The sequence below is a fragment of the Caldifarcimen microaerophilum genome, assembly GCF_055387105.1.
The window spans coordinates 1,247,526-1,263,469 of record NZ_AP038914.1 but is presented as its reverse complement, the minus strand read 5'-3'; the positions used below and the strand labels follow the sequence as shown (position 1 = coordinate 1,263,469).

Annotated in this window: 14 protein-coding genes; 8 read left to right on the top strand and 6 right to left on the bottom strand. The window is 61.0% G+C overall.

The annotated features are described in order from the left end of the window. Position 1: 1 nt before the first annotated feature. A complete protein-coding gene (dprA, locus tag AC6HU3_RS05845; RefSeq protein WP_497472846.1) occupies positions 2 to 1,078 on the bottom strand; it encodes a DNA-processing protein DprA in 1,077 nt (358 codons plus the stop codon). Next, the gene (locus AC6HU3_RS05840; protein WP_497536294.1) at positions 990 to 2,228 is read right to left on the bottom strand and encodes a helix-turn-helix domain-containing protein; all 1,239 of its coding nucleotides are present in this window, start codon (positions 2,226 to 2,228) and stop codon (positions 990 to 992) included. Before AC6HU3_RS05840 ends, dprA begins: the two co-directional genes overlap by 89 nt. A 353-nt stretch (positions 2,229 to 2,581) precedes the next feature. Between AC6HU3_RS05840 and AC6HU3_RS05835 the strand changes: the two genes are divergently transcribed. Together AC6HU3_RS05835 and AC6HU3_RS05830 are read left to right on the top strand one after the other, a co-directional pair. After that, positions 2,582 to 4,141 carry a histidine kinase N-terminal 7TM domain-containing diguanylate cyclase gene (locus AC6HU3_RS05835; protein WP_497472845.1) on the top strand — a complete coding sequence of 520 codons (1,560 nt, stop codon included), beginning with the start codon at positions 2,582 to 2,584 and terminating at the stop codon, positions 4,139 to 4,141. Between the two features lie 380 nt (positions 4,142 to 4,521). Next, a complete protein-coding gene (locus AC6HU3_RS05830) occupies positions 4,522 to 4,722 on the top strand; it encodes a hypothetical protein (protein ID WP_497472844.1) in 201 nt (66 codons plus the stop codon). A 51-nt stretch (positions 4,723 to 4,773) separates the two neighbouring features. Here the strand turns inward: AC6HU3_RS05830 and thiE are convergent, their stop codons facing one another. From thiE to folE, 4 genes are read right to left on the bottom strand one after another with little or no spacing between them, the layout of a single operon-like run. Next, positions 4,774 to 5,991 carry a thiamine phosphate synthase gene (gene thiE / locus AC6HU3_RS05825; protein ID WP_497472843.1) on the bottom strand — a complete coding sequence of 406 codons (1,218 nt, stop codon included), beginning with the start codon at positions 5,989 to 5,991 and terminating at the stop codon, positions 4,774 to 4,776. Then, on the bottom strand, positions 5,988 to 6,632 hold the full coding sequence (locus AC6HU3_RS05820; RefSeq protein ID WP_497472842.1) for a hypothetical protein: 645 nt from the start codon (positions 6,630 to 6,632) through the stop codon (positions 5,988 to 5,990). The genes thiE and AC6HU3_RS05820 overlap by 4 nt, the downstream gene beginning before the upstream one ends. After that, positions 6,590 to 9,391 (bottom strand): isoleucine--tRNA ligase, encoded by a 2,802-nt coding sequence (gene ileS, locus AC6HU3_RS05815; protein WP_497472841.1) that lies wholly within the window; start codon positions 9,389 to 9,391, stop codon positions 6,590 to 6,592. The genes AC6HU3_RS05820 and ileS overlap by 43 nt, the downstream gene beginning before the upstream one ends. An 8-nt stretch (positions 9,392 to 9,399) precedes the next feature. Beyond that, complete coding sequence (folE, locus tag AC6HU3_RS05810) at positions 9,400 to 10,002, bottom strand: GTP cyclohydrolase I FolE (protein ID WP_497472840.1); 603 nt, start codon at positions 10,000 to 10,002, stop codon at positions 9,400 to 9,402. A 215-nt stretch (positions 10,003 to 10,217) separates the two neighbouring features. On the opposite strand from folE, the gene AC6HU3_RS05805 reads away from it, so the two are divergent. From AC6HU3_RS05805 to AC6HU3_RS05780, 6 genes are all read left to right on the top strand, one after another. Beyond that, complete coding sequence (locus tag AC6HU3_RS05805) at positions 10,218 to 10,724, top strand: T9SS type A sorting domain-containing protein (RefSeq protein ID WP_497472839.1); 507 nt, start codon at positions 10,218 to 10,220, stop codon at positions 10,722 to 10,724. A gap of 28 nt (positions 10,725 to 10,752) precedes the next feature. Further along, positions 10,753 to 12,168 (top strand): polysaccharide deacetylase family protein, encoded by a 1,416-nt coding sequence (locus tag AC6HU3_RS05800; protein WP_497472838.1) that lies wholly within the window; start codon positions 10,753 to 10,755, stop codon positions 12,166 to 12,168. After that, positions 12,147 to 13,190: a hypothetical protein gene (locus AC6HU3_RS05795; RefSeq protein WP_497472837.1), complete on the top strand. Its 1,044-nt coding sequence runs from the start codon at positions 12,147 to 12,149 to the stop codon at positions 13,188 to 13,190. Before AC6HU3_RS05800 ends, AC6HU3_RS05795 begins: the two co-directional genes overlap by 22 nt. 441 nt (positions 13,191 to 13,631) lie before the next feature. Further along, on the top strand, positions 13,632 to 14,984 hold the full coding sequence (locus tag AC6HU3_RS05790) for a TrkH family potassium uptake protein (protein WP_497472836.1): 1,353 nt from the start codon (positions 13,632 to 13,634) through the stop codon (positions 14,982 to 14,984). Continuing rightward, positions 14,981 to 15,667, top strand: coding sequence for a potassium channel family protein (locus AC6HU3_RS05785; RefSeq protein WP_497472835.1), 687 nt, complete (start codon positions 14,981 to 14,983; stop codon positions 15,665 to 15,667). Before AC6HU3_RS05790 ends, AC6HU3_RS05785 begins: the two co-directional genes overlap by 4 nt. Then, entirely contained in the window at positions 15,664 to 15,942 is a 279-nt protein-coding gene (locus tag AC6HU3_RS05780; protein WP_497472834.1) for a tetratricopeptide repeat protein, read from the top strand. The genes AC6HU3_RS05785 and AC6HU3_RS05780 overlap by 4 nt, the downstream gene beginning before the upstream one ends. Positions 15,943 to 15,944: the final 2 nt, after the last annotated feature.

The window sequence follows — 15,944 nt, the reverse complement described above, 5'->3', positions numbered from 1 at the left end:
ATCACACCTCCCGAACAAAGCGCTTTCCGGGGAGCTGCCTCACCCTCCCCTTGAGTTCCAGATTGAGCAAAAGGGGAAGGAGGGCGGAAGGCTCCATGCCGGTGTGATCGCACAGGTCTTCCAGCTGAAGGACCTCCCCCACCGGCCACGAGCGAAGGAACGCCGTTTCTTCCGGGGAAAGGGAGGGAAGGGTGGACATCTTCCCCTTCGCCAGGCCCAGGTCCTCCAGAAGTTCTTCTGGAGAGGAAACCAGCCGTGCACCTTCCCGGATGAGACGGTGATTTCCGGCAAAGGTGGGATAGTGCACCGGCCCGGGAAGGACAAACACCTCCTTGCCCTGTTCCACCGCCCAGGACGCGGTGTTCAGGGCTCCGGAGGCCTCCGGGGCTTCCACCACCAGCACACCTCGGGACAGGGCACTGATGAGCCGGTTTCTCCGGGGAAAATGTTCCTTCTGCGGACCGGTCCCGGGGGAAAACTCGGAAAGGAGGAGGCCTCCCTCCTGAACGATGGTCTCAAACAGCCTCCGGTGGGACCGGGGATAGGCCACGTCCACACCCGTGCCCAGAACCGCCACCGTGTAGCCTCCTGCGGAAAGGACCGCCTCATGGACTTCCCGATCAATCCCCCGGGCACCGCCGGACACCACCCCCACGCCGGCCTCCGCGAGCATCCGTCCGAACCGCCGGGCCTGGGTGCGTCCATAGTCGGTGGGACGCCGCGTGCCCACCACCCCCACAAGGGGACGCTCCAGTCCATCCGGATTGCCTTGGAAGAAAAGAACGGGGGGCGCGGTGGAGAGTCCCTGAAGGGGAGGGGGATAGGCTTTTTCCCCATAAAACACCCACCGGATCCCGTGCGCCTCCGCCTGGCGGATCCGGTGTTCCGCTTCCCGAAGATAACGGGAAGGGGGCTCGTCCAGACGCACACCCGGGAGATCCAGGAGCGCACGGAGGCTGCGGGGGTGCGCAAACACCCGGGCCATCTCATCAAGTCCCAGGGTGTGGACAAAGTGGGCAAACCGCCGGGGGCCGATCCCGGGAATCAGCGTCCAGGCAAGAAGGGCCGCATCCCGCATGGGCGAAAGTATAGACATCCGGAGGGAAATGTTCAAGCCGGCATGTATTTTGCCGACACATAGGGACCCACCCCCCTTCTTCGGGCCAGGGGAGGTAGGTAAGGACATACTGTGTCGCTAAATCATCCAGCAAAACCACGGGAAATTCCACCACCTCCGGACACCCATACAGCTCACAGAACCGCTCCAGAGGCGTCTTCGTCGCTCCACTCCATAATGCTTCCGCCTCACGTTGTACTTCACCACCCACTCCAGCGCTCCCCGTAAAAACTCGTCCACATCCCCAAACTCCAGAAGCCTCTGACGGTAAAATTCCTCCAGTATCTCCCCGAACGGTTTCTCCGAAACCGTTCGGGGACCCCCTTCGTTCCACCCGCCCGTTGTACTCCTTCTTCCCCACAGGGTATCGCACATGGTACGCTCCAAGAAACCCAAGATCGCGAATCTCCCACCGGCCATGGATCCCCTTCTCTCCTTTCCACCCAAACTCCACTCCATGATCTGTCTGAAGCACAATAGGCTTCCGAATCCCCAGGGACCTCAGCCATGCCACCACCAGCACCATAAACAGCCGCCCCTCATCCTGCGTTCCCCGGTACGAAAAGGCTACAATCCGCAGCCGCGCATCCTCCACGATGGCCGTCCACTGATACAGGGGGAATCCCGCTTCCTTGAGATGTCCATACTGCTCCTTTCCAAGAGACTTCTTGTCTGCAATCGTCTTTCGATCCACCTGGACCCATACTGCGTTCTCAAGGCCTATACGCTTTCGCCATGCCCGAATCGTACGCTCGTCCCGATACCCTTTGCGTGACCTTTTCTTCTTTTTTGCAGGCAAAAGCCCCTTCTCACGAAGCCTCCGGAGAATATGGCGGACCGTCCATGGAGAAACCGTGAATTCCAGTTCTCCGGCGATGCGGAAGCATCCATAGGTGGGTTCGCTCCGGACGGTTTCCAGAACCTTCTGTTCCAGGTCTTCGGGAGACTTCCGGGGCATCCGGTGGGGTCTACGGGAGCGCTCGTAGAGCCCCTCAGGACCTTCTTCCTGATAGCGTCTCCAGAGTCGACGGAGGGTGTTTCGGCCGACCTTGTACTCCCGCGCAACCTGCCGTATACTTTTCCCGCTTTCGAGTTCTTTGATGAGTTTCATACGGGCTTGAAGAAGAGCTTCTCTGGGATCTTTGTGAATCATCGTGTAGACCTCCTGATACGTGTACATGGCTTCACCTCCCCTGTACGTTTCACGTTCACCTGTGCGTACAGGGGAGGTTTATGAAGTTCTCTTGCCGTACGGTCCACCCATTTCATGAACCACCTCCCTGCTCGGATCCATCCCTCCTCCAGGTGGGTCCACATCTCTTGGCAAGGTACAGCAGGACAGGCATCCCATCCTGGGACCCACAGGAAGTCAACAATTACGCAACCCCTGAAAGTAACGGCATTTTCCGCACCACGCGCCCAAACATTGACGTTCTCCCGCCCATTGTGTATGCTATTCATTGTATGGAGGGGCTGCGTTTTCTTGTCTGGGCTTCGTCAGGAGTGGGGGCGGTCGCTTCGGCATTGCTTGCCTTCTGGGTGCTCTCCCAGGGGCCCCGCAACCGTGCCACCCGCCTGTTTGCCCTCACCGTTCTGACCACCGCCTTCTGGGGGTTTCTGGAGTTTGAACTCCGGACGGCTCCGGATCTGGGGGCCGCCCGGTTCTGGTCCACCCTTCTCCCCGCAGCATGGGTGTGGCCCCCTTTTTTCTTTTTCCTCTTTTCCCTGGAATTCACCCATCACCCCTGGAGAAAGGCGCGGTGGCTCCGGTGGCTGTGGGCTCTCCCCTTCCTGATCATTGCCTCGGCCTATGTGGACGACCTCCTCTATCGGGACCCCCGTCCCATGTGGTGGGGATGGGCGGTCAATGAGGGCATCCTCTGGCCCTTCGCCACCGCATATTTCGGGATCTTTCCCCTGCTGGGGTTATGGGTGCTTTTCCAGAAAGCCCGGACCACCCTTTCCCATGAACAGCGCCGACAGATCTGGATCATCATCGCCGGCGCCCTGATGCCCTATGTTCCTGCCCTCCTGATCAACGGAATTCTTCCCCTGTGGGGCATGGTGAGCGGGGTTACCTTTCCCATCCCGGGCCTTGCCTTTGTGGGCACGTTTCTCATGAGCCTGATCATCGCGGTGGGGGTGGTGCGGTATCAGGTGTTCCGGCCCGACAGCCCCGGGGTTCTGGAGGCGGTGTTCGACTCCGTTCAGGAAGGCATCCTTCTTCTGGACCAGCGGGGAACCATCCGCCTGTATTCTCCGGCCCTCCTTTCCATGTTCCACCTGGACGAGGAACTTCTGGGACTCCCCTTTCACGAGGTTTTCCTGTATGAACACCTACCCCTGCAGATCCCGGATATGCGGGTGATCCGGTGTCTCCTGAATGGGCGCCGGGTGGTGGTTCTGGAACGTCGCAGTTCGGTGAAGATTGACCGGCGGTTTCTGGGAGAGGTGGTCCTGTGGGTGAATGCCGAAGCCGCCCTGGACGTGGCCCGGGAGCTCCAGCGGGGGCTGGAAGAGTTTCGGCAGGCTGCCATGCTGGATCCCCTCACGGGGGTGTATAACCGGCGCCATCTGGAGGATCGTCTTCAGGAAGCCATTGCCCATCATGCCCGCCACCGCATTCCCGCAACCCTACTTCTTCTGGATCTGGATCATTTCAAAGATATCAACGATCAGCACGGTCATCAGGTGGGAGATGCAGTGCTGGTGGAGTTTGCCCGGTTTCTCCAAGACACGGTGCGCCGGGGGGATCTGGTGTTCCGGTATGGGGGAGACGAGTTCTGCATCCTCCTCCCCAACACCCATGAAACCGGGGGGCTCCGCCTGGCCCATCGCCTTCTCGAGGGGATCAAACAGCGGACCTTCGGGGATGCGGGGGTCTCCCTCGGGGTTTCCATCGGCGTGGCCGAACTCCTTCCCACCGACCATACCCCCCGGGACTGGCTGGAACGGGCCGATCGCGCCCTGTATCTCGCCAAACAGAAGGGCCGGAGCCAGGTCGTCCGGGCGGGAATGGTCTGATCCTCCCGGGTCCTGTGCCTGATCAGCACGATCCACCTCCTCGCATGGCGTTCCAGAGGCTCCCTTTGCGCTGGATCTTCCCACGGGATTCACGGTGGTGTTTGCCCAGGCCCTGGCCGCGGTCGTGGTGTTCGGATGGAAGGGAGGGACCCGCCCGGCGTCAGGGGAACGTTGAAACTTATGGAGGAAGACTTGGCAACCGGGTCGTTTCATGAACATCGTGTATACATCCCCGGAACCGGGGCACCCCCTGGGCCGGGAAGTCGTGGACCTGCACGATGACCCGGATAAATTGCTGGGCATCCCGGTGGACCTGGTCACCGAAGAGACTTTACGTCGCAAACCGCGCCTGTGGCAGAGCGTCCGTGAAAATCTGGTCCATGTCGAAGCGGGATCTTCGTCTGTTCCTTGCCGATATGCTGGAAAGCATCGAGAAAATCGAACGCTATACCTCCGGGCTTACAGTGGTGCTGCAGGGGTGCTTGCCCATCTGGAAAAGGGAGATTCGATCCCCTGTGTTTTCTCCTTTGAAGAAACAGTTTCTGGAGAAACTGCGGGAGCTGAAGGGTCAGCTTGCCTGACGATCCGGGATTTGCCGTTTCGCCCCGTCAATCACCTTCCATGCGCCGGGATCAGGGGGTTGATCCCTTCCGCACAAACCGGACGACGGCGTCCTTGAGGGCCCGGGCCCGATCTCGCACCTCCTCCGGGGTCCGTCTGGCGAGAATCCCGGAGATCACCGCCACCGCGTCCACACCTGTGGCCCGGAGGAGATCCTCCACGTTGCCGGCGTGGATCCCGCCGATGGCCACCACGGGGACCGGGAGATCCTCGCGGGCTCGGCGCAAAACCGTCCAGTCCAGCACGGGACGATCCGGCTTGGTGGGCGAGGGAAAGGCGGCCCCGAAGGCCACATAGTCCGCCCCTTTCGCCACCAGACGACGGGCACGGTCCAGATCCCCATAGGCCGACACCCCCACAAACCCCGAAAAGCGGGCCTTCACCTCCTCCACATCCGGATCCTCCGCCCCCACATGCACCCCGTCCGCATCCAGCCCCACCGCCCGGTCCACATCGTCGTTCACCACAAAGGCCACCCCCCACCAGGCCGCCCGTTCCCGAAGAACCTCTCCGATCCGATCATACAGGTGCTTTTCGTCCTTCACCCGGAACTGGAGGAGATCCACGCCTCCCTCCAGGGCCGCCTCGATCTTTCGGACCCAGTCTTCGGCCGACGAAAAATACCGGGGATCCGTGACCAGATACACCCCCGCGATCCGGGCCTGCAGAGGAAGATTGTTCAGGAATCTCAGCGCCCGCTCCCGATCCTCGCCCTGGAGAGCTGGAAGGGCTTCCCGCACCTCCCAGGCACGGAGGCGCTGAAAGCGCGTTCGATCCCGGGCAAGGGGACGCTCTGCCTGGAGTTTCCGCCCCCCTTCTGCCCAGCCTTCCGGATAATACCAGTCCTTGAAGGCCCAGAAACCTGCTTCCGCCAGGATCTCACCGAGAGGCGTGATCACCGGGGGCACCCCCCGCTGGAGGGCGTTCAGGGTGTCAGGCAGGGCTTCATACCCCACCATCACCCGTCCACCCTCCCCCACCACCCCGGCACAGAACCGAAAGAAGGTCTGCCAGTCCTCACGCGTCCACTCACTGGGCGGGAAAAAATCAAAATCCAGCCAGGGCCGGATGGATCCCCGACCGGCAAAGGCAAGGCCCGACGCCACAAGCTCACCTTTCCACCGGAAGGCGAACACGGCCTCCTCCCGGAACCGGCCCGGACGGATCTCCACTGTGCCGGTGGTGCCGGCGAAGGGGGTGGATTCGAGATCTTTGAGACGGGAGATCATGGGGTTTCGTCTTTTCGGGGGATACGGATCATGTCTTCCTGACCGTGATAGGTCTCCCGATCCCGCGCCTGGGTTTCCCGGAGATCGCGGACAAAGGTCTCCACCCGCTCCACCGCCCGCAGAAACCGGGTAAAGGTCTCTTCCAGTTCCTTTGCTGGAATGGCTTCTCCGCTCTGGAGCCTTCGCAGGATGGAGGTGGACTTGAGTTTGATGGGGGTGAGGGCGTTGAGCACGTGATGGGCCACCGCCACCCGGAGGGCCCGGAAGGAATCCTCCACCTCCGCCTCAAGGGTTTCGGGAAGAAAGAGCTGCCGGATGAGGGCGTGAAGCTGTTCGGACCGGAAGGGGGCATACAGCACACCGGCCACCCCCATCTCGATCACTCCGGCCCCCATATCCAGGGCTTCGTCCGCATCCATCACCGCCACCACCCTGCTGTGACGTGCAAGGGTCTGCCGGAGAACGGTTATGGCGTCGGCCTGACCCATGTCCACGAGGACCAGATCGGCCTCTTCGGGGCGGTCCACCAGGGTATAATCCTTTCGCACCAGGGAACGGAGGATGCCCGCCCGGAGACCCGCGCCCACCACGGCGATTTTCAGGGACTCACCGACTGGAGAACCGGACGACATTTTCCACACACCCCCTCATGGACATCCTCCCGCCACATCCAGCACCGGACGCACTTTTCCCCCCGCGCCTTCCCGAGCCCCACCTTCACCCCTTCCCGCTCCACCCACACCGGAAAATCCTCGTCTTCAAACGTCACCTGGGATACGATAAAGAGTTCGGGGAGGTGCTCTTCATAGCGACGCAAAAGTTCTTCAAAGGGCGCCACCACACGGACCCGTGCCTCCAGGCGATCCCGGATCACCCCCTGCCGCCGGGCCTCCTCCACCGCAAGGAGCACAGCCTCCCGCGCCGCAAGAAGGCGCCCGAAGTCCCCGGCCAGTTCGGGAGCGCGGTGCTCCGGTCGGGACGCGGGCCAGTCCTCCAGGAAGGGGCTATCCGAAGGGGCGCCCGGGAGAAAGCCCCAGGCCTCCTGGGCGGTGTGGGTGAGCACCGGCGCAAGCATCACCAGAAGGTCCCGGAGAATGACCCACAGCACCGTCTGGGCGCTCCGCCGCCCGGGAGAATCCGGGGCCCACGTGTAGAGCCGATCCTTCAGAACGTCCAGATAGAAACTGGACAGATCCACCCCCATATAGTTCATGAACAGGTGGAAAAGCCGGTGGAGTTCATAGGTTTCATACACCTTCCGAACGTCTTCTTTGAAGGTCTCGTGGCGGTGGAGCATGTAGCGATCCAGCGGAAACAGGGCATCCAGCGGCACCGGGTGCTTTTCGGGATCAAAATCATACAGATTCCCCAGGAGAAACCGCAGGGTGTTCCGGAGCTTGCGATAGGCATCCACCAGCCGCTTCTGGATCTCCGGGCCCATCCGCATGTCCTGGGTGTAATCCGCCGAGATCACCCAGAGCCGGAGGATCTCCGCGCCGTATTTCTCGATCACCTCCTGGGGAGCCACCACGTTCCCCAGGGACTTGTGCATGGCCCGGCCCGTTTCGTCCACCGTCCACCCGTTGGTGATCACCACCCGGTAGGGTGGTTCCCCCTTCTCGGCCATCGCCAGCATCAGGGAGGCGTTGAACCAGCCCCGGTGCTGATCCGGTCCCTCCAGATACATGTCCGACGGCCAGGGAAGGTCATACAGGGGAAGCACGATGAGGGACGTGGCCCCCGAATCAAACCACACATCCAGAATGTCGTGTTCCTTCTGAAAGGCCTCCCCTCCACACTTCGGGCACCGGTATCCCGGGGGGAGGAGTTCCTTTGTGGGGCGGGCATACCAGGCATCCGCCGATTCTTTCCGGAAGATCTGGGCCACATGGCGGATCACGGCCGGATCCAGGATCACCTCATCACACGCCTGACACCGGAAGGCGGGGATGTTCACTCCCCAGATTCGTTGACGGGAGAGCACCCAGTCCGGGCGTTCCTCCACAGAGGCCCGGATCCGTTCCCTGGACGGGGGAGGATACCAGGTGACCTTCTCAATGGATTCCAGGGCCCGCTTCCGGAGGTCCTTGTGGTCCACAGAGAGAAACCACTGGGGCGTGGCCCGAAAGATCAGAGGATTATGGCATCGCCAGCAGTGGGGATAGCTGTGGCGAACTTCCCCCACGTGGAAGAGGGTGCCCTTTTCCTCCAGGGTCCGGATCACCCGGGGATTGGCTTCGTCCGTGGTGAGCCCCTGCGCCCATTCCGGCACGTCCTTTGTGAATCGTCCTTCCTCGTCCACCGGGGAGAAGACCTCCAGGCCATAGCGCTCCCCCACCTCAAAGTCCTCCCGGCCGTGGCCGGGGGCGATGTGCACGATGCCCGTCCCCTCCTCCAGCGACACGAACTCCGCAAGCACCCCCACGCTTTCCCGGTCCAGGAAGGGATGGGCAAACCGGGCTCCTTCCAGCACCCGTCCGGGGACCTCCGCAAGAACCCGGACCGGTTCATCCGGCCAGAACTTCTCCTTCAGGTCCTCCAGGAGGGCTTTCGCAAAGAGGAAGCGCCGTCCCCCGGCCTCCACCAGGACATAGGTGGCATCGGGATGGAAGGCGAAGGCCCGGTTGGCAAACAGGGTCCAGGGTGTCGTGGTCCACACCAGCAGGGAAAAGGGCCTGAAGGGCGCGAGTTCGTCCGGAACCTCCCGGGCTTCGGCAAGGAACCAGAGGGACGGGGAGGTTTTGTCCCGGTATTCGATTTCGGCCATGGCCAGAGCGGTCCGGCAGTGAGGGCACCAGTGGATGGGCATCCGCTTGCGATACACATACCCCTCTTCCACCAGATCCGCCAGGATCAGGAGCTCCCGCCCCTCGTATTCCGGATCCATGGTGAGATAGGGCCGGTCAAACTCTCCGAACACCCCCAGCCGCTCAAATTCCTCTTTCTGGATCTCCACCCACCGGCGGGCAAACGCGCGGCAGGCTTTCCGCACTTTGAGACGTACGGTGTCATCCAGCCGGGAGGGGTCTTCCAGGAGTTTCTGGAGTTCGGGATTCTCTTTTTTGACCGCGTTTTCAATGGGCAGGCCGTGGTTGTCCCATCCGGGAACGTAGGGGGCACGGTAGCCCACAAGGGCGTGGAATTTCACGAAGATGTCCTTCAGGATCTTGTTCAGGGCGTGTCCCAGGTGAATGTGCCCGTTGGAATAGGGGGGGCCGTCATGGAGAACAAACACCGGGGCGTTTTTGCGCCGTTCCAGCATGCGTTCATAGATGCGGTGTTCCCTGAAGAACCGCTGAAACTCCGGCTCCCGCTCGGCGAGCCGGGCCCGCATGGGAAAGTCCGTGCGGGGGAGGTTCAGGGTGTCCTGATAGGGGTTTTTCTCCCGTTTCCTGGCCATGGCACTCCTCAATCGTTCAGCGTAAAGTGTCTGCCGATATGGGCCATGAATTCTTCACGGGTCCGGAGATCCGAACGGAACAGGCCCAGGACCTCGCTGGTCACCATCTTGTTCCGGGGCTTGCGCACCCCCCGCATCACGGAGCACAGGTGGATGGCTTCGATCACCACCGCCACCCCCCGGGGCTGGAGAAGTTCCTGAAGGGCGGTGGCGATCTGGACGGTGAGGCGTTCCTGGACCTGGAGCCGCCGGGCGAAGTGGTCCACAATCCGGGGAATTTTGGACAGGCCGATGATCTTCCCCCTGGGGATATAGGCCACGTGGGCCACCCCGAAAAAGGGAAGCATGTGGTGTTCGCACATGCTGTACACGTCGATGTCCTTCACCACCACCATCTGGTCGTATTCGATGTCAAAAATGGCGTTGTTCACGATGTCCTCAAGGTCCTGATCGTAGCCCACCAGCACCTCGTCCAGGAGCATCCGGGCGATCCGCTCGGGGGTCCCCTGAAGCCCCTGACGATCGGGGTTTTCACCCACCGCTTCCAGAATGGCCCGCACGCTCTTTTCGATTTTGCGGTAGTTTTTCCTCTTTTTGTTCCTGCGCACCATGATGATCTCCTTCGGGACGTGGTTCCGCACGCTTGCGGACGGGGTTATTATACGAACCTTTTCACGAACCAACACACACCGGCGGGTTGGGGACAAGTTTCTTTCGCGTTCTGGAGGGTGAGGTGCATCGCCCAATTTTTGACAGGCCCCGAAGCCTTGACAATTTACTCCCCCCCCGTATCCTTGAGGCCGTCCGTGCAACCAGGAGGTGGTTCATGGGATATCTTCTCTTCGCCTTCCCCCTCCTCTTCGGAAAGGAGGCGGAGGGAACCCTGGTCCTCCACCTTCAGTCCCCTCACCCCCTTTCCCACGTCTCCTTCCGCGTTCACACCTCAGGTCCGGTGGAGATGGGGATTCCGGAGAGCCGGGAGGTGTGGACGCCGGGTGAAGCGGTGAACTTCCCGGTGGTGTGGACAGGATGGGGAAACGCCCGGGTGGAGGTGGACATTCTGTCCGGCGGAAAGGTGATGGCCCGGCGAACGTATGACCTGCGCCGGGTGCGGCCGGTGGAGGTGCGCTATCAGGCGCCTTTTCTCCGGGTGACATCGGACGGTCCGGCAGATGTGGCGGTGTTCAACGCCCTGGGGCGGAAGGTGATGTCCTTCCGGGTTCCGGGAGGGGAAGAGGTGAAGAGACCTTTCCGGGGTGTGAAGGGCGTGTATTTCTGGCAGGTGAAGCAGGGGGAGCACACATGGAAAGGGCGATGGGTGGTCCTCCGGTGAGGGCTGGACGGTTCAGAAAGGAGGCTGAATGATGGGTGTGCTCATGAGCGTCCTGGTGAGTCTCGCGGGTCCGGTGTATCACGACACCGTGCGGGTGGGGAAGGTCCAGGCCTGTCCACCCACCGATCCAGACTGTTGTGTCCCTCATGGATCGGTGTATGCCTGCGTGAACATCGGTCTTGCGCCTCTGGTTTCCCCGCCCGGGAAGACCCTTTCCCCGGAGGAACTCTATTGGCGGGCCGAAACGATGCGAAAGCACATGAATCGTCGGGTAAAAGCGCTGGGCCGCGGAGGGTGGAAAAGCACCCCGTTACCGGCTCCCGATGCCTATATCCTTCCCTGGCCGCTCAACAAACAAGATAGGGTTTGGATTTTCCAGGATCGAAATAATCCCATGGGGTGGGAATACTCGGACAGTTTGAGCAAAGGTTTTTTCGTCGTGGGGGGCTGGTTTTATGATCCTGTGCGCGACACGGGCTGGCCCATGGCGGGAGCCACGGTGAGAATCTCTCTGCTCCCTTTCAACGATGTGCTGGGATGCTACACCGACCCCGAACCCTTTTGTATTCACTACTTTGGCCACTCCCATCAGGAGGAAAACCTGGACCTCAAACCGGTGGGAGGCCTGGTGACGGACACGGGATTCTATTCGGTGCTGACCGTCACGCTGGATGATAGCGGGAAGTGGGTGGGCTTCTATGCGGCACCGGAGTTTGCCGGGATTGTGGATGTCCAGCTGGAGGCGGTGGGACACGTGTTTCACGAGTATATCTGGGTCAGTATCCCCGGTCCGGGGCACATCTATCCTTCTCCCCATGAACTTCTTGTGGGGGGAACGTGCAAGCATTATGGCCCTCTCTCCCCCTGGTCCGGCCGGCCTTCCCGGTGCGGTCTTACCGATCTCAATCATGGTCTTTCGCCTCTTGTGTGGCCTCTCTTTCACAAAATCACCCAGACCATGGCCCGCGCTCTCAATTTTCTGTCCGGGTTTCCCCAGGTCCGCTTCAACCCCCACTGTATTGATGACCCCACCTGGGGGTCTCTCCCGTGTTTTGAGCTGGACACGACAGAGGTTGGATTGACCTGGCTGATCCCCGTGAATGACGCATCCCTTCCCTGGGGCGGGAGGTTTGACATCTACGGGGACTGGGAAGGTCCCCACCTTTCCCATCGGACCCTCCGCAACGTGGACATCCCTTACCGGAAGGTCAACCCTGTAACCCGTGAGGGTATTCCCCTGTCCGACGTCGATATTGCTTTTATCTTGGACCGGATTAAACAAATGAGAGAATGGAAAAGGTGTTTTCTCTATCTGGATGAGAGGAATGCAAATACCGGTCGTCACGTCCACCTGTGGCTACATCCGAGGGGATCGGATGGGCGGTGGGATCGGTTCGCGGAATACATGAGGAGGCATCCGGAATGTGTGCCGCAATCCTTCTGACCACGCTTCTGGTGGGGCAGATTCAGCCCACCTATCGTCTGGTCTATGTCACACCAGCCGGGGACACCCTGATTGACGAGGAAAGTGGGGACGGGCTGGAGGTGCATGTCCGCCTGGAGGTGTCCCGGTCGGGGAGCACCTACGTGTACGCCTACACCCTGACCAACGACCCTGCGAGTTCGCAATCCCTGACGGAATTCGCGCTTTACCAGATTGGATGGAAAGACGTGAATTCAAAGTTTGCTTTCTTGGACTCCGTCCACACGCCACCGGGCTGGCAGTGTCCCACGCTGGAGCCCTATTTTGTGGTGGACACGTCCCTGGGCACACCCCCCGAGACCACCCTGCCCCTGATCTACACCGATCCCCTCACGGGTGAGACCGCCTGGGTGCCCGTCCCACCCGACTTCTGGAAACCCCTGCTGCGCGTCATCCGGGACGGGTATATCCAGTGGACAGCGGGCTTTGGCAATGATGTTCATCCGGGCGATTCCCTTTCAGGGTTCCGGATTTTCAGCCGGTACCCGCCTGATCATGTCCACTGGTTCGCGAGCGGCTTTCAAAAACTGAAAGGTGCCGGCCTCTGGACTCAGCCTCCGGATAACTTGCCCGACTCGGTGGCGGAGCTCCAGATGGCCATCGAGGATTCCATGGAGTATCTCACGCCGTATGGGGATGGGAAGGTGTATGATGGTGTGGGACCCGGCTGGCCGGTGCCAGACTGGCCTTCGGCCTATGGGCATCTCATGGATCGCATCCAGCGGGTGGATTCGGTGGGCTGGTTTCTGGATCCGGCTCTCCGGACAGAACTGGAACAGGACCTGAACGCGGCGTATGAGGCCTATAAGCGCAGGAATTATTTGGACGCCTTCCGGAAACTCTCCCAGGCCCTGAACCGCTTGAATGCCGGACGGGGAACACGGATCAACGATCTGGGGTATTTTGTGCTCTATTACCGCTTTCTGGAGGCAAGGGAGAAACTTCCGGCTTCGCCGATCGAGGTTCGCAAACAATCTCCGTAAGTCCCCCGCCGGTTCCGAAAAAACACCAGGGGAACCTGGAAAAACTCCCCGCGCGGTTGTTTCAAAGGCGCGGGGGGAATCCTGTTAAAGTGAGGATCGATTTCGTGCGTTCGGGGTTCCGGGGGATCCTGTGGAGAAAAAGGTGTCTCCTGGGCGCGGGCAATACAGGGATATCCCCCAGCAGTTCTGGACGCATCCCGGGTCTTCAGCGTCCCGCCCGTCGGAACTCGTTTGGGGAAAAATCTCTCGCTTTACAGGCAGGGTCAATGCTTCACAGGGTGGTCCTTGCTCTTTTCATCGGAGCGAGAAAGCTTGTACGGGCTGTCAAACTTGATCCAATCCGTCCACGGGTCACGTTTATTCCCGGAAAGGATCCAGGGTGGATGTCGCACGCGCGCTCTCCTTTGAACATCCACGCCATCTTCTCCATACTAACGCCACATGAGACGGCGATTTCGTCCGGCCTTCTGGATTCTCCTGGGCTATGTGGGGCTTTCCCTCCTGGGGGCATTTCTTCTCATGCTCCCCGTGGCCCGGCGGGGACCGGTGTCCTTTGTGGACGCCCTGTTCACCGCCACCTCCGCCCTGTGTGTCACGGGGCTTATCGTGAAAGACACCGCCACCTTCTGGACCCCGTTTGGCAAAGGGGTGATCCTGCTCTGGATCCAGATCGGCGCCCTGGGCTACATGACCTTTGCGGCCTTCGTGATGGGCGTGCTCATGTCCCGACGGGACCGCCGTTTCCGCACCATGCTCCTGGAGAGCCTGCCCACCCTCTCCCGTTACACCCTGTGGGAGTTCCTTCCCCGGGTGCTCACCTATACCTTTGTGTTTGAACTCGCCGGATTTGCCTTGATCGCTCTGTCTCTTTTCCCCGACCGGGGAATGAAGGCCCTCCCCGAAGCCCTGTTTCTCTCCGTGTCCGCCTTCGCCAACGCGGGATTCGCCCCCTATTCGGACAACCTGGTGACCTGGGGACGCCATCCCGGCGTGGCCCTGGTGATCGCCGCCCTGCTGATCCTGGGAGGACTGGGGTTTTTCGTGCTGGATGAGCTCCACCTGTGGTTCCAGCGCCGGCACCCCACCGGCCGCCTTTCCCTTCACACCCGATGGGTCCTTCGCCTTACGCTGTTCTTTCTCTTTGTCCCCATGTTGCTGATTCTGATCATGGAAGCCCACCGGGGGCTGGGCACCCTCTCCTGGGGAGAGAAACTGGTCCACGCCTTCTTTCAGGCCGCCACCCCCCGAACGGCCGGATTCAACACCGTGGATCTTGGAAGCCTCACACCCTTCTCCATCACCCTTCTCATTCTCCTCATGCTCATCGGCGGATCACCGGGGGGGACGGCCGGCGGCATCAAAACCACCACCGTTTTTACCATGGTTCTCACCGCTTTCGGATTTCTCCGGGGACGGCCCCCTGTCGCCTCCAAACGGGAAATCTCCCCCGAAACGGTGGAACAGGCCACCGCCGTGGCCACCCTGGCCCTCCTCTGGGTGGCCCTCGCCCTCGGTCTCCTGCTCACCGTGGAAGCCCCTCATGCCACCCTGGACGAAGCGTATCGCTATGTGTTTGAGGTGGTCTCGGCCTTCGGCACGGTGGGGCTTTCCCTGGGCTCCCTTCAGGATCCCCGGGTGAGTTTCTCCGCCGACTTTTCCGTCTTTGGAAAATCCCTTATGATACTCACCATGCTGGTGGGCCGGATCGGCATCCTCACAGTGATGTCCGCCTTTGTGGAGCGGGAGGGTGTCCGGCGCATCCGGTATCTGAAACGGAGTCTGATGGTCGGATGAATTTCTGCATTATCGGGATGGGCCTGTTTGGAAGCTATCTCGCCCGGGAGCTCTCCGGTCGGGGTCACCGGGTGGTGGCGGTGGATCGAGACGAGGCGGAGCTTGAAAAAATCGAGCCCTTTGTGGACGAAACCCTGATCGCCGACGCGGCCAGCGAGAAAACCCTGCAGGACCTGGGCATCCAGGATTTTGACTGGGTGCTCGTGACCATCACGGAGGACCTGGAATCCTCCATCCTGATCGCCATGCTCGCGAAAGAACTGGGGGCCCGGCGGGTTCTGGTGAAGGCAGCCAGCGAACTTCACGCCCGCATCCTGGAAAAGCTCGGGGTGGACTGGATCGTGTTCCCCGAACGGGAAATGGCCCGCCGGATCGCCGAAACCCTCCAGCGGAAGGGCCCCTTCGACTTCCTGGAACTCGCCCCCGGATACCGGATTGAGGAGATCAAAGCCCCACCGGGATTTTTCGGAAAAACCCTCCGGGAACTGGATCTCCGAAAACGCTATGGCGTTTCGGTGCTGGCCATCCGCCGGTATGTGCCCGTGGTGGACGAACCCACCGGCGAGGTGTATCCGGAAGAAAAGGTGGTGGTTCCCGGGCCGGATGACCCCATCCTGGAAGGGGACATCCTGGTGGTTCTGGGAAGTGTGGAGGACCTGGAACGGCTGAGGTCTATGCTATGAAAGAAAACAACGTCCCCGAACCGGTGGAAGACCTCCTGGAGGAAGCCAAAGCCTCCTTCATGATGCACCAGTATACCGTGGCCCGGAAAATCCTGGAAATGGTGCTGGAACGGGAACCGGGAAACCGGGATGCGCTGTATTATCTGGCCATGATCCACATGATCCTCCGGGATCAGGACGAGGCCCTGCGGTATCTCCAGGAACTCCTGAAACGCTATCCCGCGGACGATGCGGCCCAGAAACTCCTGTCCCGCATCCAGCGGGAGCGAGCCTGAGG

Coding starts and splice junctions, on each gene's coding strand:
- dprA (WP_497472846.1), bottom strand. CDS start 1,078: ATGCGGGATGCGGCCCTTCTTGCCTGGACGCTGATTCCCGGGATCGGC.
- AC6HU3_RS05840 (WP_497536294.1), bottom strand. CDS start 2,228: ATGAAACTCATCAAAGAACTCGAAAGCGGGAAAAGTATACGGCAGGTT.
- AC6HU3_RS05835 (WP_497472845.1), top strand. CDS start 2,582: ATGGAGGGGCTGCGTTTTCTTGTCTGGGCTTCGTCAGGAGTGGGGGCG.
- AC6HU3_RS05830 (WP_497472844.1), top strand. CDS start 4,522: ATGTCGAAGCGGGATCTTCGTCTGTTCCTTGCCGATATGCTGGAAAGC.
- thiE (WP_497472843.1), bottom strand. CDS start 5,991: ATGATCTCCCGTCTCAAAGATCTCGAATCCACCCCCTTCGCCGGCACC.
- ileS (WP_497472841.1), bottom strand. CDS start 9,391: ATGGCCAGGAAACGGGAGAAAAACCCCTATCAGGACACCCTGAACCTC.
- folE (WP_497472840.1), bottom strand. CDS start 10,002: ATGGTGCGCAGGAACAAAAAGAGGAAAAACTACCGCAAAATCGAAAAG.
- AC6HU3_RS05805 (WP_497472839.1), top strand. CDS start 10,218: ATGGGATATCTTCTCTTCGCCTTCCCCCTCCTCTTCGGAAAGGAGGCG.
- AC6HU3_RS05800 (WP_497472838.1), top strand. CDS start 10,753: ATGATGGGTGTGCTCATGAGCGTCCTGGTGAGTCTCGCGGGTCCGGTG.
- AC6HU3_RS05795 (WP_497472837.1), top strand. CDS start 12,147: ATGTGTGCCGCAATCCTTCTGACCACGCTTCTGGTGGGGCAGATTCAG.
- AC6HU3_RS05790 (WP_497472836.1), top strand. CDS start 13,632: ATGAGACGGCGATTTCGTCCGGCCTTCTGGATTCTCCTGGGCTATGTG.
- AC6HU3_RS05785 (WP_497472835.1), top strand. CDS start 14,981: ATGAATTTCTGCATTATCGGGATGGGCCTGTTTGGAAGCTATCTCGCC.
- AC6HU3_RS05780 (WP_497472834.1), top strand. CDS start 15,664: ATGAAAGAAAACAACGTCCCCGAACCGGTGGAAGACCTCCTGGAGGAA.